Annotated in this window: 21 protein-coding genes and 3 pseudogenes; 15 read left to right on the top strand and 9 right to left on the bottom strand. The window is 59.2% G+C overall.

Annotated features, from left to right (window positions below):
* The 9 genes and pseudogenes from NKI66_RS27730 to NKI66_RS27690 form a co-directional block, all read left to right on the top strand.
* On the top strand, window positions 1-721 hold a 721-nt coding region (locus NKI66_RS27730; RefSeq protein WP_352753661.1), incomplete at its 5' end, for an IS3 family transposase.
* Between the two features lie 1160 nt (window positions 722-1881).
* Window positions 1882-2913: a thiamine pyrophosphate-dependent dehydrogenase E1 component subunit alpha gene (locus NKI66_RS27725; protein ID WP_352753659.1), complete on the top strand. Its 1032-nt coding sequence runs from the start codon at window positions 1882-1884 to the stop codon at window positions 2911-2913.
* On the top strand, window positions 2903-3904 hold the full coding sequence (locus tag NKI66_RS27720; protein WP_352753657.1) for an alpha-ketoacid dehydrogenase subunit beta: 1002 nt from the start codon (window positions 2903-2905) through the stop codon (window positions 3902-3904). Before NKI66_RS27725 ends, NKI66_RS27720 begins: the two co-directional genes overlap by 11 nt.
* An 812-nt stretch (window positions 3905-4716) precedes the next feature.
* Window positions 4717-4971 (top strand): hypothetical protein, encoded by a 255-nt coding sequence (locus tag NKI66_RS27715; protein ID WP_352753654.1) that lies wholly within the window; start codon window positions 4717-4719, stop codon window positions 4969-4971.
* 188 nt (window positions 4972-5159) lie between these two features.
* The gene (locus NKI66_RS27710; protein ID WP_352753652.1) at window positions 5160-5384 is read left to right on the top strand and encodes a hypothetical protein; all 225 of its coding nucleotides are present in this window, start codon (window positions 5160-5162) and stop codon (window positions 5382-5384) included.
* Between the two features lie 196 nt (window positions 5385-5580).
* Window positions 5581-5796, top strand: coding sequence for a hypothetical protein (locus NKI66_RS27705; protein ID WP_352753649.1), 216 nt, complete (start codon window positions 5581-5583; stop codon window positions 5794-5796).
* Between the two features lie 134 nt (window positions 5797-5930).
* Window positions 5931-6199 (top strand): annotated as a pseudogene (locus tag NKI66_RS27700) (transposase); the annotation flags it as partial.
* Window positions 6200-6202: 3 nt separating this feature from the next.
* A pseudogene (locus NKI66_RS27695) lies at window positions 6203-6492 on the top strand (IS630 family transposase); the annotation flags it as partial.
* Between the two features lie 212 nt (window positions 6493-6704).
* The gene (locus NKI66_RS27690; RefSeq protein ID WP_352753647.1) at window positions 6705-7865 is read left to right on the top strand and encodes an IS110 family RNA-guided transposase; all 1161 of its coding nucleotides are present in this window, start codon (window positions 6705-6707) and stop codon (window positions 7863-7865) included.
* 400 nt (window positions 7866-8265) lie between these two features.
* Here NKI66_RS27690 and NKI66_RS27685 read toward each other — a convergent pair whose 3' ends face one another.
* The 3 genes from NKI66_RS27685 to NKI66_RS27675 form a co-directional block, all read right to left on the bottom strand.
* Entirely contained in the window at window positions 8266-8961 is a 696-nt protein-coding gene (locus NKI66_RS27685) for an OmpW/AlkL family protein (RefSeq protein WP_352753645.1), read from the bottom strand.
* Between the two features lie 140 nt (window positions 8962-9101).
* The gene (locus NKI66_RS27680; RefSeq protein ID WP_352753643.1) at window positions 9102-9503 is read right to left on the bottom strand and encodes a hypothetical protein; all 402 of its coding nucleotides are present in this window, start codon (window positions 9501-9503) and stop codon (window positions 9102-9104) included.
* A 990-nt stretch (window positions 9504-10493) separates the two neighbouring features.
* Complete coding sequence (locus tag NKI66_RS27675) at window positions 10494-10856, bottom strand: hypothetical protein (RefSeq protein WP_352753641.1); 363 nt, start codon at window positions 10854-10856, stop codon at window positions 10494-10496.
* Between the two features lie 182 nt (window positions 10857-11038).
* Between NKI66_RS27675 and NKI66_RS27670 the strand changes: the two genes are divergently transcribed.
* The 3 genes from NKI66_RS27670 (at window position 11039) to NKI66_RS27660 (ending at window position 15997) form a co-directional block, all read left to right on the top strand.
* Window positions 11039-12370 carry a lysine N(6)-hydroxylase/L-ornithine N(5)-oxygenase family protein gene (locus NKI66_RS27670; RefSeq protein WP_352753639.1) on the top strand — a complete coding sequence of 444 codons (1332 nt, stop codon included), beginning with the start codon at window positions 11039-11041 and terminating at the stop codon, window positions 12368-12370.
* 506 nt (window positions 12371-12876) lie between these two features.
* Window positions 12877-13656, top strand: coding sequence for a phytanoyl-CoA dioxygenase family protein (locus NKI66_RS27665; protein ID WP_352583627.1), 780 nt, complete (start codon window positions 12877-12879; stop codon window positions 13654-13656).
* Between the two features lie 337 nt (window positions 13657-13993).
* Window positions 13994-15997, top strand: a complete 2004-nt coding sequence (locus tag NKI66_RS27660; protein WP_352753637.1) for a class I tRNA ligase family protein — start codon at window positions 13994-13996, stop codon at window positions 15995-15997.
* A 757-nt stretch (window positions 15998-16754) separates the two neighbouring features.
* On the opposite strand, the gene NKI66_RS27655 is transcribed toward NKI66_RS27660, so the two are convergent.
* From NKI66_RS27655 to NKI66_RS27645, 5 genes are all read right to left on the bottom strand, one after another.
* Window positions 16755-18212 carry an NAD-dependent succinate-semialdehyde dehydrogenase gene (locus NKI66_RS27655; RefSeq protein WP_502900972.1) on the bottom strand — a complete coding sequence of 486 codons (1458 nt, stop codon included), beginning with the start codon at window positions 18210-18212 and terminating at the stop codon, window positions 16755-16757.
* Between the two features lie 175 nt (window positions 18213-18387).
* Window positions 18388-18759: a hypothetical protein gene (locus NKI66_RS32715; RefSeq protein ID WP_502900976.1), complete on the bottom strand. Its 372-nt coding sequence runs from the start codon at window positions 18757-18759 to the stop codon at window positions 18388-18390.
* Window positions 18698-18931 (bottom strand): insulinase family protein, encoded by a 234-nt coding sequence (locus NKI66_RS32710; RefSeq protein ID WP_502900971.1) that lies wholly within the window; start codon window positions 18929-18931, stop codon window positions 18698-18700. Before NKI66_RS32710 ends, NKI66_RS32715 begins: the two co-directional genes overlap by 62 nt.
* Window positions 18856-19134: a hypothetical protein gene (locus NKI66_RS32705; protein WP_502900973.1), complete on the bottom strand. Its 279-nt coding sequence runs from the start codon at window positions 19132-19134 to the stop codon at window positions 18856-18858. Before NKI66_RS32705 ends, NKI66_RS32710 begins: the two co-directional genes overlap by 76 nt.
* A 920-nt stretch (window positions 19135-20054) precedes the next feature.
* Complete coding sequence (locus NKI66_RS27645) at window positions 20055-20282, bottom strand: hypothetical protein (protein ID WP_352567335.1); 228 nt, start codon at window positions 20280-20282, stop codon at window positions 20055-20057.
* A gap of 372 nt (window positions 20283-20654) precedes the next feature.
* On the opposite strand from NKI66_RS27645, the gene NKI66_RS27640 reads away from it, so the two are divergent.
* Window positions 20655-20867, top strand: coding sequence for a cold-shock protein (locus NKI66_RS27640; RefSeq protein ID WP_023679670.1), 213 nt, complete (start codon window positions 20655-20657; stop codon window positions 20865-20867).
* A 220-nt stretch (window positions 20868-21087) separates the two neighbouring features.
* Here the strand turns inward: NKI66_RS27640 and NKI66_RS27635 are convergent, their stop codons facing one another.
* Window positions 21088-21558, bottom strand: a complete 471-nt coding sequence (locus NKI66_RS27635; RefSeq protein ID WP_023783325.1) for a Ros/MucR family transcriptional regulator — start codon at window positions 21556-21558, stop codon at window positions 21088-21090.
* Between the two features lie 413 nt (window positions 21559-21971).
* Between NKI66_RS27635 and NKI66_RS27630 the strand changes: the two are divergent.
* Together NKI66_RS27630 and NKI66_RS27625 are read left to right on the top strand one after the other, a co-directional pair.
* Window positions 21972-22629 (top strand): annotated as a pseudogene (locus NKI66_RS27630) (transposase); the annotation flags it as partial.
* An 82-nt stretch (window positions 22630-22711) separates the two neighbouring features.
* Window positions 22712-23716, top strand: a complete 1005-nt coding sequence (locus NKI66_RS27625; protein WP_352753631.1) for a glycosyltransferase family 10 domain-containing protein — start codon at window positions 22712-22714, stop codon at window positions 23714-23716.
* Window positions 23717-23826 lie beyond the last annotated feature (110 nt).

Below are 23826 nucleotides of genomic sequence, written 5' to 3'. Positions count from 1 at the left end.
GCTGAGGCGGGAGGGCCTGGTCGTGAACCACAAGAAGCTGTTCCGGCTCTATCGGGAGGAGAAGCTCTCCGTTCGCCGCCGTGGCGGCCGCAAACGGGCGATCGGGACCAGGGCGCCGATGGTGGTGCCGCTGAGGCCCGACGAGCGCTGGTCGCTCGACTTCGTATCGGACCAGCTCACAGACGGGCGCCGCTTCCGCATCCTCGCCGTCGTCGACGACTGCACGAGAGAGTGCCTGGCACTCATCGTTGATACGTCTTTCTCGGGCATGCGGGTTGCCCGAGAATTGGACCGGCTCATCACCGAGCGCGGCCGGCCGAGAATGATCGTCAGCGACAATGGCAGCGAGTTCACCTCGAACGCCATCCTCTCCTGGGCGGATCAGAACCGCGTCGAATGGCATTACATTGCGCCCGGCAAGCCGATGCAGAATGGCTTCATCGAAAGCTTCAACGGCCGACTGCGCGATGAACTGCTCAACGAGACGCTGTTTACTTCGCTGGCTCAGGCACGCGTCGCCATCGCCCTGTGGCGCGCCGACTACAACACCGCGCGGCCGCGTTCCCAAATCGCCTGGCAGACACCGGCCGAGTTCGCCACCACCTTCAGTCTGCGACGGTCGCTCGCGCTGCGCTATGCCAAAGGCTCCGCGCCAGCGCCCGTCGCTTCACCCGCCCAGCAGGGCACAACCCACGCCAGAAACGAACTCAAAAATGGATAGAAACTGGGGGCAAGATCATTTGCCACCAGCGGAAGATCGCGCTAAGCTCCAGTCGACGTTCAGATCGAGCGTCTCAACGACGCGCTCCCTGCTTGCCGGCTGCGCGGGCTTTGGCCGCTACCTGTTTGGTTCGCCCCGGCTTGATCTTCTGGTTGGTGAGCTGATCGTGAAGCTGCTCAGCTCTTTGTGTTGGGCCTCCGCTGCAGGACACCGAAACACGCCGGGTGCCCATTGCTCAACACATTCTAGACTAAAGTGCACGCCGAAGACGCTTGAGAGCATATTCACGGCGCTTGTCCCATAGCGCCGGCCTGGCCCGCGTTCCTTTGTTGAGGTTCCGACATATTGTCCAACTTCGAACAAAGGAAGGCTTGTGGAACTGTTCCGGCGCGGCCTCATAGTTTGCAAAAGCAATGTGAGTACAAAAGCTTAGTTAACTTGGCGCGGCGCTTGCTCCTATTCCAGTAGCCGCAGCGAAAGCGTGCTAGAAAATGGAAACAAGGCCATTGCTGACACCGCGAAGTTCCATACAAGCGCCTGAGAAGAGCGTCTCTATTCCAGCTGAATATCGGGACATAGTACACTCCAGAGGTCCGTGCTCGGTAGCTGTTTTGCTCATGATTGCTCTGAGGCCGACGCGCCAATGCTGGCGCTCACCCTTGATCCGCATGTGGTTGCGGAAGAATGTATTCAAAGGGCCACCCCAATCGCAACCTTCTGCAACACCCTCGACCAGTTCTGTCAGCCAGGGCTTTCACGGATTCTCAGAGCTGACACATGACATGCCTATTTCGGCGCGGGTACTTGCGATTACCATTACCTTTTTCGCCGAGGACGAGAAGCGGATCGGCGATGTCCTCTCAGGCGCTAAAGGCGGAGAGGGCTTGCCCGTCCCGCCCGAAGGACGAAGGCTGACCTTCTCTCGTGGCCGCAAAACATCCTTGAAACGCCGAAGGCCCTTAACGCTGAGGCCGCAAACCGCAATTCTCGTCAATACAATTTACCAGCCAATCGCGCCGCCGGCTAGTTATCAGCAAGCTCTTTGTTTCGGAGGAATGAGAAAACCAGGAAAGTGCGTGATAATTCCGCAAAAAACTAATACCTGCGCTATGCCAACCTAGGGGCATCTTCTACTTCGAAATTGGAGCATCGTTTCTATCATGCAGTTGCACGGCAATCAGAGACTGGAAGCTTACCGACGGATGCTTCGCATCCGTCGATTCGAAGAAGAAGCTATGCGCCAGTTCAAAGCTGACAATATCCCTGGTTGGTTCCACTCGAGCGTGGGTCAGGAAGCCGCTGTCGTTGGGGCATGCCTCGCCCTTCGGGACGATGACGCCATGACCGGAACGCATCGTTCGCACGGGCATCCGATCGGGAAGGGTGCGCACCTGGATGGGCTCATGGCCGAGCTGATGGGAAAGGAGGGTGGCGTCTGCAAGGGCCGCGGCGGTTCAATGCACGTTGCAGACGATTCAGTCGGGATCATCAGCGAATCGGGGATCGTCGGAGGGGGCATTCCTCTTGCCACAGGGTGCGCGTTCAGCGCCAAGGTGCGCGGCGTCGATCAGGTTACGCTTTGCTTCTTCGGCGATGGGGCGGTGAATCAGGGCACCTTCCATGAGAGTCTCAACATGGCCTCGCTGTGGAAACTTCCGGTCATTTATCATTGCGAGAACAACGGCTATGCAATGACCACCTCGGTGGCGCACAGCCACGGACAGCCGGACATCGCGCTCCGGGCAGCGGGCTACGGCATGCTAGGGGTAACGGTTGACGGACAGAGTGTGGGCGCCGTCTATGAAGCTGCAGCAGACGCCGTCACGCGAGCACGGGCGGGCGGCGGGCCTACTCTTATAGTAGCCAACACATATCGGTTCGATGAGCACGATATCGGCTTGGTGATTCTAGGGGAGCCTTATCGGTCGGTTGAAGAGGTCGAGGCTCAAAAGCGCGACCGGGATCCGATCTTGCTATATCGCACTGTGCTCCTTGATGAAGGCATAAATGAAATGAGTCTGACAGCAATCGAGGATGAAGTCGTCGAAGCTGTAAACCAGGCTGTACAATTTGCTTTAGACAGCCCGCTGCCTCAGCCCGAAACCTTACCCGATTACATGTTCAACTCGCCCCTTGCAGGGCATCACGCCTTGGTGGCTGGGCGGAGAGGACTTGATCCACATGGAACCTGATGACCACAAGCGTGCCTCGACCGCCGGCGCCTACATTCAGATGACCTATTTTGAAGCGCTCATGCAGGCGCAGATGGAGGAAATGGAGCGCGATGAGCGCGTCGTCCTGATCGGAGAGGAGCTCTCGGTTCATGGCGGCGCCAAACTTATTGAGCGGTTTGGCAAGAACCGGATTTGGAACACGCCGATTTCAGAAGGCAGTTTCACCGGCCTCGGAATCGGAGCTGCCATCAACGGATTGCGGCCGATTGTAGACCTCTCGGTTTCCAGCTTCGTCTATCTTGCCTCGGATCAGATCATCAACCAGGCGTCGAAATTGCGGTATATGACCGGAGGACAGATCGACATTCCGATCGTGTTTCGTTGCTGTATGTCATCGCTGGGGTCCCTGGCGGCGCAGCATACCGACCGACCTTATCCGTTTTTCATGAATGTGCCTGGCCTCAAGATCATCAGCCCGACCAGCGCCGCTGACATCAAGGGGCTGATGAAATCGGCCATTCGCGACGGCGATCCGGTAATGGTCTTCGAAGATACGCGCCTTTGGCCGCTCAAGGGCAATGTCCCCACAGATCCGGACCACCTAGTCCCGATTGGCAAAGCGGAGGTGAAGCGCGAAGGAGAAGACGTAACCCTCATCGCTGTTGCCGGTGTCATTGGGCCGACGATGGAAGCTGTCAGCGCTCTCGCCGAGGAAGGCATTTCGGTCGAAGTGATCGATCTACGCACATTGAAACCGGTCGATCATGAGGCCATCAAAACGTCAGTCGCCAAGACAAGACGGCTTGTGATCATTGAGAACGCGCACCGCGTTTGCAACGTCGGAAGTGAAATCGCGGCGGTAATGGCGGAAGAGGCTTTCCATCTATTGAAGCGCCCGATCCTGCGCGTGAGCGCTCCGGATATCCACGTACCATTCAGTCCGGCCCTCGAGAAGGATTTCTTCCCGACGAAGGACCACATAATCGCCGCCGTAAGGCGACTGCTCTGACATTCTCAAAGACTCCGACACAATGGAAGTGACAATCGACTCCGTTCTACCCTCCAGCGGGACCGAGGAAAGCTACAATATCTCGCTGGTTGCCGAAGATGAGGTTCAGGAGCCATGTTGTAGCTATATGTCATGGGGCTTGCCGCCGTCGCTGCTATCAGGTTCATGTTCCGTTGAGCGGCAATTGCTGCAGAATTCGAAGCTCCGGATTCACGAGCTCCGTCTGATGCACGGTGTTTAGCCCGTCTTATGCACGGCAGCCTGTTGGAGAGGCTGGCGGATGTGTAACCGGGGCAAAACCGGCGGCGGACGCCGCGTTATGACTCGGGTGTATCGGGTCAGAGTGGGTGGCGGTTGGCGGGCGGCGTGATTCTGTCAGGCCATGATTCTCGAACGCCGCCCCCCACGGACCTGCTCGACATGATCTGTAGTTGCTGGCAGAGGTCGCCGGGCTTCGCGCCGAGAATGCGGCTCTGAAGGATGAGATCCGGCGTCTGAAAGGTCTACCGCCGCCCCCGACGCTGAAGCGGAGCGGGATGGAGCAGTCGTCCAAGCGGAGCTCACCTGCGGCAACGGTCCGAAGCGGCGTGGCTCCAGCCGGGCGATCGTCACCGAAGAACGCCGTCTTTGTTATGAGCCGCCACCGGGCTCGCGGTTTCGTGGTGCAGGATCTGACGATCTGGTGCGGGTGGTCCGCTATCCGGACCGCTGGCGTTTGCCGGATGGCCGGATCGTCGTCGCTCCGCTGCCGGACGTGTCGACGGGCTGGAGCTTCGGCGTCTGGTGCTGTCGCTTTGCAGGATCAATCGACCGTGGAGCGGATCGTCGCGTTGCTGCGCGACTTCGGCGTGTCGATCTCCAAGCGCCAAGTCGTGCGGATCCTGACCGGCAAGATCGACGCCTTCGTCGCCGAAGCGAAGCAGGTTCTGAGGGCCGGGCTCGCTTCGGCCCGTTGGGTCAGCGTCGACGACACCGGGGCCCGCCATGGCGCGGTCAATCGCGTGTGCACGCAAACAGCAATGACCGGTTCGCCGTGTTCACGACCACCAAGTCGAAGTGCCGGCTGAACTTCCTGCAGCTCCTGCACGGGGGTCGGCGCGGTGGGTCCTGAACGCCGCCTCACGCGCCTACATGCTGGAGCGCGGGCTGCCGGTGATCACGACGTATCTTCTGCATGCCGGGCGCGAGCCGTCCGGGTTCGAGGACGCGGCGTCATGGGACGCCCATCTACTCGCCCATGGCCTGGAGCCCAAGCATGCCCTCGGACCCGTTCCGCATCGCCAGTGAAGGCGCGTTGTGGGGCGGTCTGACCGACGCAAAGACCCTCCACGGCACCGTCATCCTCAGTGATGGGGCGGGCCAGTTCGCCATCGGCGAGTACGCGCGGTGCTGGGTCCATATAGAGCGGCAGATCCATGCCCTCGATAGCTTCACCGAACCGCAGCGCCGCGCCAAGGCCCTGACCCAGAGCCGGATCTAGTGGCTCTACAACGACATCAAGGCGTGGTGTCTGGATCCCACGCCCCGAAGATTCAGGGAACTGGCCCGGCGGTTCGACCGGATCGTCGGCATGAAGACCAGGTTCGTGACGCTCGACCGTCTACTCGCGCGCATCCGCACCGACCGCCAAAGCTTCCTGAAGATCCTCCAACGCCCGGACATTCCGCTCCACACCAATGGCTCGGAGAACGATATCACGCAGCCTGGTGATCCGGCGCAAGATCAGCGGCGGAACCCACAGCAACCAGGGCCGTGCCGCCCGCGACACCATGCTCAGCATGATGAAGACCTGCAACAAGCTCGGTGTCAGCTTCTGGGATTATCTCGGCGACCGCCGCGGCATCCCTGGCAGCAAGATCCTACCGCTTCCCGTTCTCCTCGCCGCTCGCTAAACCCCAACAGCAGATCGACGCGCCAAACGCCGCCGCTTTTGCCCCGGTTACGCGGATGTGGCTTAAGTGGTTGATTGACGTAGGATCCGGCTGCTGAGCTAACCTACTATCAGATCTCGCGAGCCACACCCGCCATGACCAACGATACGTTGCCGCCGTTGCGTTTTCCAGCCGTCGGACAGCTGCGTGATGGCGGACGCATCACATCGGATAACGGCGTCATGCTTCTGGTGGCCGCCGAGCGGCGTTTGCGACTGGCCGACCGGCTTGCGGCTGCGATCCACGATCCGCTCACAGCGGGTGAGGCACGCCATGGCCGACATCCTGCGCGCCCGCATCTTTGCGGTCGCCTGGGGCTACCAGGATCAACGATCTCGATCGGTTGCGCACCGTCCCGGCCTGGGCACCGAAGGGCGAGCGCTTCAGGACGCATGCGCCATTCGGCAAATGGCAGACGCAGACCTTCATCGCCGGGCTACGATGCCACGGCCTTGTCGCGCCGTGGATCGTCACGCGCCTATGAATGCCGCCATCTTCGAACACTACGTCGAAACGCACTTCGCTCCCGAACTGTCGCCCGGCGATTGCGGCCAGAACCTTCGACGCACTCTGCGAGGCTCTCGGCGATATTTGCCACCTGTTCGAGCCAACCGAATGCAGAACTTCTTCAAAGCGGCCGGATATGAGGCCAATTAATCGCGACACGCTTTAGGTGTTTAGTCCCGGCATTTGCTGGAGCGGATTGACAAGGAACCGTTGGGGGTGTTCAGCCCATGCCTTGGCCCATAGCGCATCCTTTGATTCGGACGACAATGATGCCCCATCAAAGATCCCATGACCGGTGGTGGATAGCGACCTGCGCTCTGGCAGAGTGGGGTTGCTGACCAACAACTCTGTGGAGGCCAATCATGCGTGTTGTAGCCGATCGATCTGCGGCGCCTGCCGCTATCCGCACCGATCTTGGCGCGATCTTCATTTCTTTGGAACTCAGTAAATCGACCTGGTTGATCACTTCGCTGTCGCCGGGCAGTGGGGAGAAGATGTCGAAACATGCGGTACGCGGCGGCGATATGACAGGACTGCTGGCACGCTTTGCCCAGCTTCAGGACAAGGCACAGGCGCGCGCCGGCCGGCACTTTGCGCTTGTGGTCATTCAGGAGGCGGGTCTCGACGGCTTCTGGATACATCGAATCCTGGAGGCCGAGGGGATCGAAAGCCATGTCGTCGACGCCGCCTCGATTGCCACGTCGCGCCGGCGGCGTCGTGCCAAGACCGACAAGATCGATGGTGAGGCGTTGGTGCGTGCGCTGCTCGCCTACAAACGAGGCGAGCCGCGCGTGTGCGCGATGGTTAGGGTACCCAGCGTCAAGGAGGAGGACCATCGGCGCATCGGCCGTGAACGCAAGGTTCTGGTTGGTGAGCGGACCTGCCATGTCAACCGGATCAAGGGCCTGCTGTTTGCTCAGGGCATCACCGGCTACGAGCCGCTGGGACGTGACCGGCGACATCGGCTTGAGGAATTGAGGACCGGCGACGGCCGCGCAATGCCAGAACATCTGAAGGGGCAAATCCGTCGCGAGCTCGACCGACTCGAACTGGTGATAGCCCAGATCAAAGAGGTGCAGGCCGAGCGCGACGCTCTGCTGGCCATCGAAGTCGCCGAAACTCCAGCAGCGACATTACTCGATCTCAAGGGTATCGGCCCCGAGTGTGCCGCCATCCTCTACTCGGAAGGGCTGTTCCGGCACTTCGATAATCGCCGGCAGGTCGCCGCCTATGCCGGGCTCGCGCCGACGCCTTGGCAGAGCGGATCGGTCCAGCACGAGCAAGGCGTCTCGAAGGCCGGCAACCCCCGACTGCGAACGACGATGATCGAGTTGGCCTGGCTGTGGCTGCGCAATCAACCGAGTTCAGCGCTTACCCGCTGGTTCCACGAACGCGTGATGCACAATCAGGGGCGCCTCAAAAAGACAACCATCGTCGCCCTTGCAAGGAAGCTGCTCGTGGCGCTGTGGAAATACGTGACCGCGGGCGTCGTCATCGAAGGTGCTGTCATGAAGGCCGTCTGACGAGATCACACCGATACACTCATCCCTCGAGGCCTGATCAGCCTCGGCGGATCCAGGAGGCGAACCGAGATCCCAGCTGGCTAGAATGCCGTATCAAAGACGGGTCTCGCCTTCTGGGCCCCTGCCGCCGCAAGCGGGATATTGGTGCAGCCGTCTCAAGCGGCGACCGTATGTGAGTTTGATTAGGCTCGATTGACCGAGCCGTGTCACGCAATCGGGGCCCAGCTCTGGATTCCGCCACCAATAGGGAGCAATACGATGCCGCCCTAACACACCTCTTGACCTCAGCATCGTCATGTGAGCCCGGGATCAAACATTTAGGCAGGGCCGACGGCAAAAGGGCGCACGAGGCGCCCTTCGATTTAGCTCGGCTGTCAGCAGCCCGCCTTCGCGTTGCGCATCAGAAGCGGTAGGTGACACCTGCGCCTATCAACCAGGGATCGAGCTCCGCCTTTCCCGTCAGCTTCGCGCCGTCGACCGTTACGTCGAAGTCTGGCTTGAGGAACAGCTTCTTCACGTCGAAGTTAACACCCCAGTGCTGATCCACCATGTAGTCGAATCCGACCTGCAGCGCGGTGCCGAACGTATTCTTAACCCTGAGAGCATCGGCACTGCCGGCACCCTGGTTATAGAAGATCGTGTAGTTCACGCCGGCGCCTACATAGGGCTTGAACGCGCCGAAATCGGTAAAATGATACTGCAATGTGAGCGTGGGCGGCAGCAGCCAAACCTTGCCGATATTGCCCAGCGCGCCGATCGCTCCTTGGCCCTCGATGTTGGCGTAGGTGGTGCCGAGGATAAGCTCGGCGGCGATGTTTTCCGTGAAGAAATAGGAGATATCGAGTTCCGGCGTCACAGTGTCCGAATAGGAAAGACCGGAGCCGGGCACTGCATGTACGTAGCCAGAATCCTCAGTGACGACCCCCAAAGCACGCAGGCGGATCTGCCAAGGGCTTGGCGCTTCCGTGACCGAGGCTCCCGCCTGCGGGACGCTCGCCGCTTGCGCAAGATCCGCCGCGACGGCCTGCTGTCCCATCACGATGAGGAAAACGGCCGCTGTTACTCCCCGTGCCGCGCGCATTTGGTTTATCGCCATGATATTCTCTCCTTGCTGTTTAGAAAAACTACGTAAAGTCTTGTTCGAATTGCGTGATTGGCGGAGCGCTCATGCGCAGTTTGCGTGGGAGCGCGCACCCATTATTTGCGCCGTGCTCGCAATCATCGACCTGTACTCACTTAGAAGTAAGCGGGATAACCAAAGGCCTGCAGCTTTGCGGCCGTCTTACGCGCGTGACCCGGGTGGGACGCGGTCGTCCCGCTTCGTGGTGGCGAGCAGGATCGGCGGATAGGCGGCAAGGGTGGTCCCGGCGCCATAGTAGTGCGGATTTCCGGCATCTTGCCAGAATTGTAGAGGTACTGACCGCGGCGCGTGATCACGGGAACCTTGTCAGGACGGTCGAAGATCGCTGTCAGGGCCTCGTGGTCGCGATCGAACTGTGTTCCACCGAAGTGCCTCAGGGTCCTGGCAGACTGGCTGGCGGCCCAGGCAAGTGTCTGTTCTCCTTCTACATCTTCGAGCCAAAGATGGGGATCATCGTACGGAGCATTCAGCGTTGGGCGGAAATCGAATACGGTCATGTCCGGATAACGTGAAGAATGATGTCGACTGGAAAACAGCCGCAACGTCCTGTCGGCTCGGAAAGGCCAGTTTTCGCGGCTGCGACCGCATGTTCGGCGAGCTTGATCATGGCATGATTTCTCCTCAGTCCTTGCCGCAGCGCGTTTGCGGATAGCCTTGCACGTGTCGTGCCAAACGGGAAAATCATTTCACAACAATGACATGGCTCTGATTGCGGTGTGTCTCATGTCCGACTTTGTCGAAGACCCGACAACGAGTGCAGCCGTGACCGCCTGATAGAACCTCCTGTGCGAGCTCGGTGGGCACGCGGAATAGCAATGAAGCTCACCGCGAAACTGGCCGAGCTTCGGATCGACATCGGCGACGGGGCGATCGACGACCACTACGTCGCTGGTGTCGTGCGCGGCACAGCCTGAGGACTCCGCGGCGGCGATCATCGAATAACTGCGTTTATGACGGCTCCATCCTGGCCGACCGGTGGGCGCGCAAAAGACTGCTGTGCGGCCTCATCCCTCCGCCTGGATTGAGTCGCAGGGACCGAATGGCGTCGTGCTTTTGGAACCGGCAGAGTGGTCAGAACGCAATTCTCCTTCCCGCTATCTTTACAGAGATTCGACAATCCAGTTGGTGAAGGTCCCAGATCGCGCAATCATTGATGCGCTCAGGTCTGGGCATGCGCCCATCCGCAACCATGTCATCAAGAGCATCGATCCGACACCAACACAGAGAATTGCTTCCTCATGAGAGAGGCGTCGCGGCGGACATGAGATTGCGTCACTCTTCATGATCGCCGCCTCCGAGGATGTCGGGATCGAGCCAGTGCAACGGCACGATAGGACGAAGGATTTGGCAGCTCTTGCAACTGCCGACCTCGATGGGAGACGGCATATCGCGATCTGTCCGGCAGAGACACCAGGTTATGCACTGTCCGATCATGAAGGCTTCGTGCTGGTCTCCATGAGAAGTATTCTGGTGCAGAAGGTGCCCGATTAGCTATTCGGAAAAGGCGACATCGACGTGCAAATCGGGCGCCGCCGGTGGCGTCTCCCCTCAATGTCGGATTTCCGACAGGATCGCAAATCAGCCAACCCACTGTTTAACAAGGTTTTCCTTCTCTGGCACGGCCCATGCACGGGATTCTGCGAACGCATCAGCGAGAGGTCGTCCATGATCATGCGCACCGAAAATGCCGTCGCCGCAGTGAAAACCGCGCGCTCGCCTGCCATCAAGCCGCCGAAGGCCGGCGCCTCATGGTCGAGGCAGGCGATTGCGCCGGCTTCAAACACCTGAATGGGCTTGGAAAGCGTCTCGCGTGATGGCGACGCGGGCATCCAGACGGGCGGAAAGGACATACGTCGTTGCCCCACGTAGCCGGTATGACCCGTCGATTGTCACCGCGCTGGAATGCTCGGGTCTACATTCGACAACCGGAACGCGCAGGACAATTCTCGCAAGCCCGGTCGGGACTGGGGCGCGAAGTCCGTGAGCGGAGGCTAATGGCTATGGCCGATATTCGCCGCGAACAAGCCGCCTAGTGGGAAGACGCTATAGGAGGAAGCAGGTGGAGTTATGTTGCGTTGGGATCGGTGCTGGTCCGTCCAATTTGAGCCTTGCGTGTCAGATACACGAGCAAGTTGGGAAAGGGGCAGTGTTCCTGGATCGGCAGGTCGACTTCCGCTGGCATCCAGGCATCGCATTCGATTCCTCGGAGCTCCAGGTCAGCCACTTCAAGGACCTGGTCACTCTGGTGAATCCGCGATCAGCCTACACTTTCGTAAACTTCCTGCACGAGAACGGGCGTCTGTATCACTTCCTGAACGCACAGTTCGAAGCCGTGCTCAGAGTGGAGTTCGAACAATACCTGAACTGGGTCTTCCACAGGAACCCACTTGTGCGTGGCGGCGAGACAGTGCGCGAAATCCGCTTTGACGGCGAGTTTCGGGTGCGGACGGATAAGGCGGTTCTCGGCGCCAGAAACGTTGTGGTCGGCATTGGCAAGCAGGCGCAAATTCCGCTTCAATTTCAGGGCTGGATTGGACGCAACCTGTTCCACTCATCGGTTTTACTGCACATCCACCCTGAGGTGCGGAGAAAGCATGTCTGCGTTGTCGGCGGAGGCCAGTCGGGAGCCGAGGTGATGTTGCACCTTGTCGGCCTGCCGAACGAACGGCGGCCTGCCTCGATCACTTGGGTCTCGCAGCGCGAAAACTATCTGCCTCTGGACAACAGCCCGTTCACAAACGAGTTGTTCATGCCCTGCTTTTCGGATCGCTTCGCGGCGATGAGCGAGTCGCAGCGTAAGCTGCTCCTGCGGCGTTTCGTGCTTGCTTCGGACGGCATTTCAGAAAGCACGTTGCGCGCGATCTATCAGGCGCTGTACCGCCACGCATTTTTCGAGCCATACCGATGCGACATCACACTGCGGCCGGGCTGCACCGTCTCGCACTGCATCAACGCCGGACCGGGTCACAGGCTGACCTTGCAGCATGGCATGGACGAGGTCGAAGAAGTCACGGCTGACATCGTCATCCTGGCCACCGGTTACGAGAACGCGGTCCCAAGCTTGTTGGAACCGATCATGGGCCGCTTGGAGCAGATCGACAATGAATTAGCTATTCGCGAGGATTTTTCGGTGAGCTGGGACGGACCGTGTGACAGACGCATCTTCGTACAAAATGCGAGCCTCGGGCAGCGCGGCCTGGCCGATCCGAACCTAAGCTTGCTGGCCTGGCGCGCGCGTCGCATCCTCGATAGCCTACTTGGGCGCGCGCCATGCGCGAACCCCGAGCATCCTGGCTTCATCACTCATACCTCGATCGAGAGCTGGCCCGACCACGCAGCCGAAGAAATGGGCAGTGGAATATGACTCGTATGCTTTTGATCATCGGCGGTGGCATCCTAGGAATGATGCCCGCCTGCGCTGCGGCGAACCCCGGAGGCTTCTCCGATATGTTCGTGACCGACCAAGCCCTTCGACCAAGCGGCGCATCGCATCACTCTGGGGGCGTGCATTTCCCCTACGGTTGCCAAGGCCGTACCAAGTCGCTCACTCGAAAGACCGCCGTGGTCTTGGCGGCCATGGCTGGGTCGGCAGGTAGCGGATGGTGCCGGCCTTTGGCGATGCGTGTCGTGGTTGAACCGGGTGAAGCGATTGATCCGGCCCAGTTTGCGGAACCCCTAGACCCGGCTGAGCCTGACATAGGCAGTCTCGCGCCGAGCTTCTGCGGACAATATCCGCCGGAGCGGAACGCACTTAGCATCGCCTCCCTCATCACGTGAGTCCGTCTCTGTGGACCCGCAACTTGATCAGCGCCCGACCGCCCTAATTGGCATGTCCAACCAAACCAGTGTTTCCAAGAGGAGGCTTTTCGCATGTTGACTGATGCACAAAGAGAAAAGTGGCAGAAGGACGGATACGTCAGGCTCGAAAGGTTCTTCGATCCAGCGGCTCAGGAAGATATCTCTACCTTTGTCGAAGATATGTCACGCTGGGCCGTCAGCGATGATAAATGGCTCATGTGGTTCGAGAAGACGACGGACAATCGAAAGATCACCTCCAAGATGGAGAATTTTCTCGACTTCCATGATCCATTGCGTCGTTTGCTCTTAGAAGATCAGCGCATAAAGTCAGCGGTCGAGGAGTTGCTTGGCGAAGATTCGCGCAGGCTCAAGGAGTTGCTGATTTTCCACTACCCCGACAGCGGCGGCTATCTCCCGCATCAGGACATTTATCATATTCCACACAAACTCCCGGATCGGATGGTCCATGCGGTGGTTGCCATAGGCATCGACGACTCCGACGAGGAAAACGGCGGGCTTTTCTTCAGCCCCGGCAACCACAAGAAGGGGGTGTTTCCCATGGATGCCGGTGGGGTGATCGACCCTCAAGTTGCCGAAAAGTTCTCCTGGGAACCCGTAGTATGGAAGGCTGGCGACATCTTCATCTTCGACGATTACGCACCGCACTACTCACGACCGAACAAAAGCAATCGTTCTCGGCGGACGCTCTACTTGGTGTTCCAGCGTGCTTCAACCGGCGGGCCGACCCGCGCTGAATATAACGTGCTTAAGCGCGCCCTTAACCCACCCGAGGGCAAAGTGGCCGATCTCGACAATCTCAAGCCCCCAAATGGCATCTTCTATCGCGATTGAGCTCACGCAGGCCAGGCGGAGGCATGCACACGACTGATCGACCGCTCAAAAATGCGCGGACGGTATCGCCGTCTGATTTGCGGGCTCGCGGAGCATCGACCGCAGCCCGTTACGACGCTTTGGCACGTGGATTGTGGAGGTGGTCGCAGGCGGTCTTCTGTGCGCCTACAGCCCGACTAGTGCCCCCCCCTTGGTTGCCCGCTTGCCGGCCCAGAGCTGCACTATCCCTGGCCGGGCCGCCAATGTTCGGACTGCCGTTTCTTTCCACGAATTGCACGGGAGGCTGTTGCGTTGGCAGCCAAAGGTCCCACTGCTTCAACAGCTTAGGTTGGTTGTCATGCGCAAATACACGTTTTCTCGAACGGAGCTGTCGCGGGCGTTCGGTATCGACACGGCCACGCTTGGAACGGGCAGCGCTCGCACGGGGTTTTCATTCGGAAAGGTTGGACCCGGCGTCACATCCGAGCCCCATCGGCACGACGAAATCGAGGCGTTCGTGATCCTGTCAGGATCGGGCAATGTCACCACCGACCGGGGGGAAATCTCGGTCGAGGCGGGCGATGTCGTTCTGTTCCATCCTTTTGAAGCGCATGTGCTGCGCAATGACGGAAACAAAGACCTAGATTTCGTCGCTGTCTACTGGCGAGACGGCGAGGCCGCCCTTGATGCCGCTGCAAAGACCACGACTCCACGCGGCCCAATCTTCGTCTTCTCCACGCCGCCAACGCCAAATGGCGATCTGCATCTGGGGCATCTTTCTGGCCCTTATTTCGGCGCTGACGTCTATACTCGTTTCCTGCGCATGAAAGGAGTGGAGGCCTATCACCTGACCGGAAGCGACGATTACCAGAGCTACGTCGCGACACGCGCCGATGCCGATCAATCGACGCCTGCAAATGTGGCGCGCTACTACGCCGACGAGATTCGCGCCACGCTTGCACATCTCGATTGTGAGATCCACAGCTTCCAAGCCACAATGGACGATGACGGTTACGGCGAGTTCCAAACCGCGTGTTTCCGGAGTCTTCTGAGCAGCGCGGCGGTAGATTTGCGCCAGAGCCCTGCGCTTTTTGATGCTGTGACAGGCCACTATCTTTACGAGCCGGATGTTGGCGGCCTCTGCCCCGATTGCGGCGGCTCCGCCGCTGGCAACATCTGCGAGGAATGCGGTGCCCCAAACCTTTGCCACGACTTAGGTGCAGCGCGGTCACGGCAGTCTGCCGAGGCGCCGGTGGTCGGCTCCCTCCGCCGTCCAGAACTTGCCATGGACCAATGCTACGACAATATCGACCGGCATCTAAGGGCGTCGGGCGTCCCGCTACGGATCTTGGATCTCTTCGCGCGCCTACGCCAACGCGGCGACTTTTCAGTGCCCATTACCCACCCCTCGGACTGGGGCCTGCCGGCGGAGGGGTTCCCGGGGCAAGTGATCTGGGTGTGGCCGGAGATGGCATTCGGTTTTCTGTACAACATCCAGGCGCTCGGCCGCTCGATGGGTCGCGACTGGAAGGCGGAGATGCCCGGCAACGACTGGCAGATTGTCCATTTCTTCGGCTTCGACAATTCGTTCTACCACGCGCTACTCTACCCCGCTCTTTACGCCGAGGTCTTCTCCCACTGGACGCCACGCATCCGCTATCACGTCAACGAGTTCTACCTGCTCAACGGCAAGAAGTTCTCAACCAGCTGCCGCCATGCGGTCTGGGGCAAGGAGGTTCTGAGCCCAAAGACAGTCGACGTCGTGCGCCTTCATTTGGGCCTGACACGCCCGGAAGGTGAGCGGACGGATTTCACGCTGGACGCGCTGCGCCGCACCGAGAAAGAGGTGTTCCAAAGCATCTGGCTGAACTGGCTTGAGGCGTTGAACCAGGAAATCAAGCAGGATTTTGCCGGCCGTGTACCCGATGCAGGCGACTGGAGCCCGGCCGACCGCGCCTTCTTTGCTCGCATAGAGATCTATCGTGCTGCGATGGAGCGCGCCTATTCGGACGAAGGCTTCTCGGTTCGGCGCGCGGCCACTCAGGTCTGCGAATTCGTGCGCGATTGCGTGATCTACCGCGGGGCGCGAGACTTTGCGGCGGCGCGACGTTTCTATCCCGCCCGCAATCGGACTTCGCTAGCCCTTCAGACGACGGCCGCTGCGATCCTGGCACCGACACTCGCTCCGCTGATGCCCCGCTTCGCCAGAACGCTGGCGCGAGGCATGGATGGCGCCTCAACCGAAACATGGCCCCGATCCGTCCAGCGCCTTGCGCCTGGGACGCGCTTTGATCTCGGACCCGTGTTGGTGTTCTACGCCAAATCCGGCAATCCTCATCTCGATGACGAGGAAACACTATGAGCCCAAAGGTGCACCAGTGAGCTGTCCCCATCTCGACCAGATCTGCGCGGCAATCAAAGCCGACGATGCCAAATATCTTGACTCGCTGTCACTGGCAAGAGAAGCCGCTCTGAACGGTAGAGACTAGATTAACTGACCTGAACCAACGCGTCGTCAAACGACCCTGGCCCGCCCCTTCAAGGACCGCTCGGCCGATCGCTTCCCAGCCCTTGCTGTTCGTGCCGAAAATGCGTGTGGGCTCGACTGGGCTGACCAACCTCTTCGGCATCGGGATTTCCGTCCTCCAGCCGGTCAAGGCTGTCATTCGGTTCGACCCGCTCGGTCAACCTGGCGCGCCCTGGACCGTGCGCCGATCACCAATGTGGATGCGGAATGCCGCGTGATGGTACCTTCGATTCTGTCCGAGCATGTACCGGCGCGGCAGTCAGCCGAAGAACAGCTGAGCTACTGATTACGATGGCTTGGTGCACAAGCTTCCAACCAGACCGCGCAACGACAGCCCGTCGCCTGAGGATAGTCGGCGAGGGCCGCCAAATCGCAAGCGTATCCTCCGTCGCATGCGCGCCGTCTTCGCCGAAAATGCAGACGCTTGTCTCGTCGAGAAATACATCCAGCTATTTTAGGAGGCTCCTCAGGATTGCGTGTTTGCTCGGGTGCGGATCGCCCCTCAGTTCCCAATCGAGGAGCGATTCTACAATTCACATGTTTGGAGATCGCCCGCTAGGTAACCCGTCTGTGAACCCTGCAAGCCGATGCTTCAGATGCCGCCCATGCAGAGGTATTTCATTTCGAGGTAGTCCTCGAGGCCATGGCGGGATCCCTCCCGCCCGATGCCGGACTGTTTTATCCCACCGAACGGCGCCGCTTCCGAAGACATCCGGCCGGTATTTACCCCGACCATTCCATATTCCAAGGCCTCGGCGACACGCCAGACACGCTTCAGGTTAGAGGCATAAAAATACGCCGCGAGGCCGTAGATCGTTTCATTGGCATCACGCACGACCTGATCCGCATCGTTGAAGCGAATAATCGGTGCGAGCGGCCCGAATGTCTCTTCTTGCGCCACGGTCATCTCGCTGGTGACACCGGTCAGGACCGTTGGTTGGAAAAACGTGCCATTCGTGCCGACGCGTTTGCCCCCGCATCGAATTGCGCCGCCTTTAGCTACGGCATCGGCAATATGGGATTCAATCTTGGTCAAAGCCTGCTTGTCGATGAGAGGCCCGATGTCCACTCCGGGAGCGAAACCGTCACCAACTTGAAGTTGGCGAGCCCGTTCCACGAATTTCTCGACGAACTCGTCGTGAACGCGCGACTGGACGTAAAGGCGGTTCGCTGAAACGCAGGTCTGGCCGGCATTGCGGTACTTCGCCTGGATCGCACCGTCAACCGCGGCATCGATATCGGCATCATCGAAGACGATGAAGGGTGCATTGCCGCCGAGCTCTAGGCTGACTTTTTTGATCTGGTCCGAGCACTGGCGCATAAGTAAGCGCCCGATCTCAGTAGACCCGGTGAAGCTGATCTTGCGGACCTTGGGATTTGTGCAAAGTTCGCGGCCGACCGCGTCACCTTCGGACGCATAGATCAGGTTGACGACGCCTTCGGGGAAGCCTGCCTGATGGGCGAGGGCGAACATTGCTCCAGCCACGAGCGGCGTCTGTTCAGCGGGCTTGAGGACAATCGTGCAGCCCGCCGCCAAGGCTGGCGAGATTTTGCGCGCCACCATCGAGGCCGGGAAATTCCATGGGGTTATCGTGCCGACCACCCCGATGGGCTGCTTGATCACTAGCATTCGGCGGTCCGTCGATGGTGCGGAGATCGTCTCGCCATAGACGCGATTTGCCTCCTCGGCGTACCATTGCAGATACGCCGCAGCATGCGATATCTCCGATTTGGCCTCGGCAAGCGGCTTGCCCATCTCCGCGGTGAGAATTGCAGCGAGATCGTCGGTGTGGTCGATGATCAACTCATGCCATCGCCATAGAACATCGCTGCGCTCACGTGCGGTAAGCCCTGCCCATCCAGGCTGCGCGACATAGGCCTTCTCGATTCCAGCGCATGTCTCTTCGACTCCCATGTCAGGTAGTTCTGCCAGCACTTCGCCGGTCGACGGGTTGAGGACCTCGAATGTCCGCTCTCTAATCCGCGTGCCAAGTGCCGTCAGGCGATCGATGGGTCCAAACAGGTCAGGGGATCTCAGGTGACGGATCATCGGCGGGCACAGGGGCAATGGTTTCCTCCTCAACGCCAGGCGTATATAGCAGGTTCGGTGTGTAGTCCGGACGTCCAAGCTCCTCATAGGACCTCGGCCAGACAGCTAGCAGACCACAGTTGCCAACTGGAAAGGGAGAATACCTGAATTCGCTAGAAGATGAGTCGCGGTTCTACTAGCCGGGCTCGACCGGCGGTTGCGCGCGGGCAGATCCGGCCCACGCACAACCCTGCCAAAGGTCTTGGCGGCCAGCGCCTGGTTCTACGTGCCGGCCACCGCGTCGTTCGGTCGGCAATATTTGTTGTATCGTGAATGCTTCGGTGCCGTTCAGCTTTTCCATCTCCTGCATCCAGCCGTTTGACCGGAATGCGGTAGGGCTGGTTCGGCCGCAATGTCGTGTTGACCTCCTCGTCCAGCAGACCTGCGGGTTCGTCTCTCTGCGCCAACGGCGCTCCTCCAGGATCACATTTCGCTCGGTCTTGATATCATCCTCCTTGAGGATGAGGTTGAACATGCGATCGGCCTCGAAGCCAATCATGTCGCCCAAAGCTAGTCATAGCGGTGGGGGCGTTATTGTAGCCGCCGCTGACTGAGACGGCTCGGTCGAACTCGCTGCCGGCGCGGTTGGTGGTCGCCTTGAAGATCAGACGTTCAAGGAAATGGGCAAGTCCGGTTTTGCCGGGTGGCTCGTCGGCGCTGCTGACCTTGTACCAGACCATGTGAGTGACGACTGGCGCGCGGTGATCGCGGATGTCGACCCTTCCATGCCATGGTCGAGCAGGAAATCCGCGATCTTGCCGCCGTCGGTGGCGGCCAGAGCCGGAGCGGTCGTCACCAGGGCCAGGGCGGTGGCAGTGAACGCCTTGCGCAGCCAGTGGGGCGATCGATGGCTGCGTTTGGCAAGGAAAAGGGTTCGAGGCAAAAGTGATTTGTTCCTCATTTTGATGAACGCGCTGCGTCTTCGCCTCCCCGTGGGAGGATCGGCGGGCAGCGCCGAGCCAGATGAATCATGGGCCCAGGGCTCACTCGAGCCTCACCTTCGGATGGACCCAGGAGACCTGCGGCGGTGTTCTTGGGGAGGTGGCCATTGGAGGGATTTTCCTTGGTCCGCGACGTCTTGCGGACGACCAGGCATGCACCGTGCCAGATCAGAAAACCATTGGAGGCTGTTGACAAATCGGGCTCTGCCATGTTGCGCATCCGACATTGTGGGCGATTGAACAGGGCTGAAGGCGACGCGAGCACGGCTGAGAATATTTTCTTCCTTCGGAAGACGATTAGGCGCGCTGCCGGGGAGGGGTACAGGATGCGCTTCGAAGGCCGCTGCACCGACGCTCAGAATTGAAATGTTGTCGCTCCAGCGGACCGATGTCCTCGACAGTCAGACCGGGCGGTGCTGAAGGGTAGAGGCGTGAGCAGCGTAGCTAAGTGGAGCGCGGACCCAGCTCGCGCGCGAAGACGGACCTGAAAAAAACGGCGAGTGGCGACATTCGCGAGGCGCTGGAAAACGAGGTCGTAGGACTGGGCGGGAAAAACGATGCCGTTGCTCTCTTCTGGCGTGATGGCCTGCCGCGAGTCCGTTGAACGTGATGAGTTGCTGCGGGAAGGGGAGTGTTTTCGCGGGACCTTGGTCAACGTAAGAAACAAACGTCGAGCTCGCCTTGGATGGGGCATGCAGCACATTTGCCGCTGCAGGACAGCAGCACGGAAGCTGTCCGCGCTTGCCGTCGTCCCTGAGAACCAAACAGCAGAATTTAGCGGTCGCGATTGATTTCATGTGCGTAAAATACCGCCTGGTGCGCTCGGCTGCAAATGCATGCCTGGCGGAGTGGTCGCTTTAGGTCAAGGGCATCGGGTGAGTAACAGCCTGACCTTGCTCAATCTGATGCGCGCTAACCGCCTCGCCGGATTGTGGAACTGCTCGCGGGTGGCTTCTACCACAAACAGCAAGGTCATGAAATCAAGCAGGAAGTCGTCAATCGCTTGGGCGATTGTTTCTGACTTGCCCTTGAACTGGTCCAGCAAAACGCGCGCGCTATCGATCGCTTCCACGCTGGTCGCATCGATCAACCCCTCGACCCTCTTGAAACAATCCAAATCGAAACTCCTTCATGCGCTTGCCAAGCCGTTATGCTCGAAGGCAGTTCCGTGAACTACCCGGCCTTTGACCTGCGGCACGAGCAGCGGTCGGCCTTACGTCCCGTGCCTCCAAACACGAGCCATCGACGTGGCGCTGAGGAGCGTTGGAAGAAATTGGGCGCTTCCGGCCACGCTCGAGCGGTAGTGTAGGACAGTGCTTGCTGGCGGCTACGCCCACAATGGAGTGCGCCAGCTGATCGGGGCTTAACAATTTTTCGCTTTTTGCTGCGCCCAACTCTCGGCTATGACTCGGACAGGCCTAATGGCCTGCCCACGTTGCATTGTAAAAGAAGGAACAAGTATATGCCGACTGGAACGGTAAAGTGGTTCAACAGCACCAAGGGGTTTGGATTTATCCAGCCCGACAATGGCGGTCCGGATGTTTTCGTCCACATTTCCGCTGTCGAACGCGCGGGCCTCTCGACCCTCGCTGACGGCCAGAAGATCAACTATGAGATCGAGCAGGATCGCCGCACTGGCAAGTCCTCCGCTGGCAGCCTCAGCAAAGCTGGTTGAAATTTTCTCCTGCGTCCTGGCAAGAGTAGGCACGTAGGTCCTCACGGCCGCTCGATGGGACCGAGCAAAAACTGAGGGCAGCAGATTGCTGCAGGCGTCGCGAATTCCTCATGAAACAAAGTTGTTTGAAAGGAAGGCGGGGTTGGCCCCGCCTTTTTATATGACCGCGCAGATTAAGCCGATGGCTAAAACGCTCCAGAACGAATCTCGATTGCCGAAATCAAGCCGCGACCTTCTTGCGGGTTCGCTTCGTCGGCGCAGGCTCCGGCGCTTCCGGCGCCTTCGGTTTGCGGCCGAGCCCCATCGTCTTGGCCAATGTCGAGCGCGCCGCGGCGTAGTTCGGCGCGACCATGGGATAATCCGCCGGCAGGCCCCATTTGGCCCGATATCCATCCGGCGTCAGCCCATAGTGGGTCGACAGATGGCGCTTTAGCGATTTGAATTTCTTCCCGTCCTCAAGGGAGATGATGTAGTCCGGTGTCACCGATTTCCTGATCGGGACTGCAGGCGTAAGGGCAACCGGCTCTTGCGCAGAGACACCTCCGGCCGTCGCTCTCAGAGCCGCATGCACTTGGCCGATGAGGGCAGGGAGATCCCCCACCGGGATCGGATTGTTGGAGACATAGGCCGACACGACATCGGCGGCAAGCTCAATGAGGGTGTCGACGTTTTTTCCGGCTTCTTCTGTCATGAAACTCTCCAGGCGGTGAAACATAGTCAGCGAAGCGTCGCTTCATAGGGCCGGTTGCCGCTGAAAGCAACAATGCTCGACAGCGTTATTGCCAATGCTCGTCCAGAAGCGACATCGATGCGCCATATTTCCCGTCGTGACGCTGAGCCACTCGTTGTTGGCGACCCTGCCGAGGTGCGTGGCGCGTCCCGGCTGTAACTTTGCGTCGAACTTGCTAGTAGTCTTGAGCCTAAGCGCGGTTTTTTTGTCTCGGTATTACTTCTTTTGACTGTGAAATCAGGGATCGTGATCGCTTGCTGGTGGCGTCAGGGACGATGGACGTTCATTGGCCATGGCCAAATGTAAGTTCATCGCCCGGTGAGCCACTCTTCCAAGGGGCTGGGAACCGCCGCTGGTAACAAAGGACATCAATGTATTTCGGGGCGTTTCTTAGCCGGTCCTCGAGAGACGGCAATCGCTGCGGACGACACCTGTTCCACGATATCGAACAGCGCGGCGACACAGGCAGCTTCTCGAATCTGGAGCGGCTTCTCGCAAGTTGGCGCCGCACCGAGAGGCCGGGCAAGGACAGTGCGTCGCCTGCTTCAATCATGCGCATCAACCAGCCAGCGACGCTGTCCCGATACGGAATCCCGCGACTGGCCGTGTGATCTCGCCGGTAGTCGCCCCGGCCCTCTGCACGAAGCCTCGGGATGTGCTGATGATCAACCAGGCCGCAAAGGTCGACGTCCTGAAGCAGGGATCACATGAGTTTGCCACTATGCGCAGGCTTGCCATGCGCTTCCGCGGCATTTTGCGGGGCCTGTGAATTGGGCAAGCTCGACACTTCGATCGATGTGGCGTCAACTCCGGGTCCGTCGCCATCACGCGTTGCGGTCGGGTCCTACGCCGTGACGCTGACGCCGTTCGCGATGCCATTGAACTACCGTGGAGCAACGGCCAGGCGGAAGGGCTGATCAACCGCCTGAAGACGAAAACGTACCATTGGGCAGAGCGGGCTGCGAACTCATTAGGGCACGCATGCTGCCACTCAGCCGGCCTGATCACCACACAAAGCGAGGAAGAACCTAGTCAAGTGCAAAGCGACAATCGCCTCGACAGCGGGTCCCGGAAGGTTTATGCTGGCCAATGTTACCGCAATCCGGAATGGCGATTGAATACCTTCACGAGTGAAGGGAGTGAAACTTCTTTGTCGGCCAAATTGTTGACGGAACGCCCGGCGCCCATTGTTGCTACATGTCTAGATTCTTGGGGCGTTTTGGATGATGCAATCCACCATCTCACTCCAAAGGGCAGTGGAATCTGGAACAATGTCGCTTTTGTTCGCACGACATCCTTCGTGCCCGATTGGCATATCGTCTTTAACTCTGCTTCTCTTTTTGGGCTCCCTGTTGATATCGAGGCGAGCCCAAACAGGACAATTTTTGCAATCGGCGAACCGCCGACGAAAGCTCATCGCGCGTTTCATGAAGGGCAGGGGAAAAATACTATCGTCCTGACGTGTGACGCAGAGCTGGCTGCTCGGCAGAATGCAGCGCGCCGATTCGTTTTGTCTCCACCTATCACTCGGTCTTGGTCTGTAAACAAGACATATGACCAACTTCTGGTCAGCGAAGTCGTGGATAAGCCGCTTCGGCTCTCATGGATTACCAGTGACATCGCCCTGCTTAAAGGACATCGATATCGGCTGGGGTTTCTGGAACGGCTGAGAAAGGAGCTCGATTTTGACCTGTTCGGCCGAGGTTTTCGGCTGATTGGAGATAAATGGAACGCACTCGCACCTTACCGTTACAGTATAGCGTTCGAGAATACTCGTGCTGATTACTATTTTACAGAGAAGCTTATGGACTGCTTCGTTGCTGAAACAATGCCGATCTATTACGGCAGCCCGGCAATCACGAGGTTCTTCCCTTCGGACTCTATGGTTCTGATTGACCCAGAGGACAAGAACGTAATCCCAAAAATTCAAGAAATCATCGACTCGGACCTCTGGAAGGAACGTCGCGGCGCAATAAGAGAGGCGAAGCGGTTGGTCCTTGAGAAATACAATACGTTTGCTTATCTCGCGCGCTTCATCGAAAGCGTTCAGGATAAACCCTTACCGCCGGAAATTATACACATCGATTCGCCTGAGGTCGATTTTGGAATAGACGAATGAAGTACTCCAACGCTCGCTTCGCGTGCCCGGCGGTCGGTGGTCTGGCGAGATCGGTACGGAACGCTCGGCGGAGAATGCCTGCTGCGCAGACGGGCCGGCACGGGCGCACG

This window comes from Mesorhizobium sp. M0518, from assembly GCF_040321125.1.
Lineage (GTDB): Bacteria > Pseudomonadota > Alphaproteobacteria > Rhizobiales > Rhizobiaceae > Mesorhizobium.
This window is presented reverse-complemented; position numbering and strand designations above follow the sequence as displayed.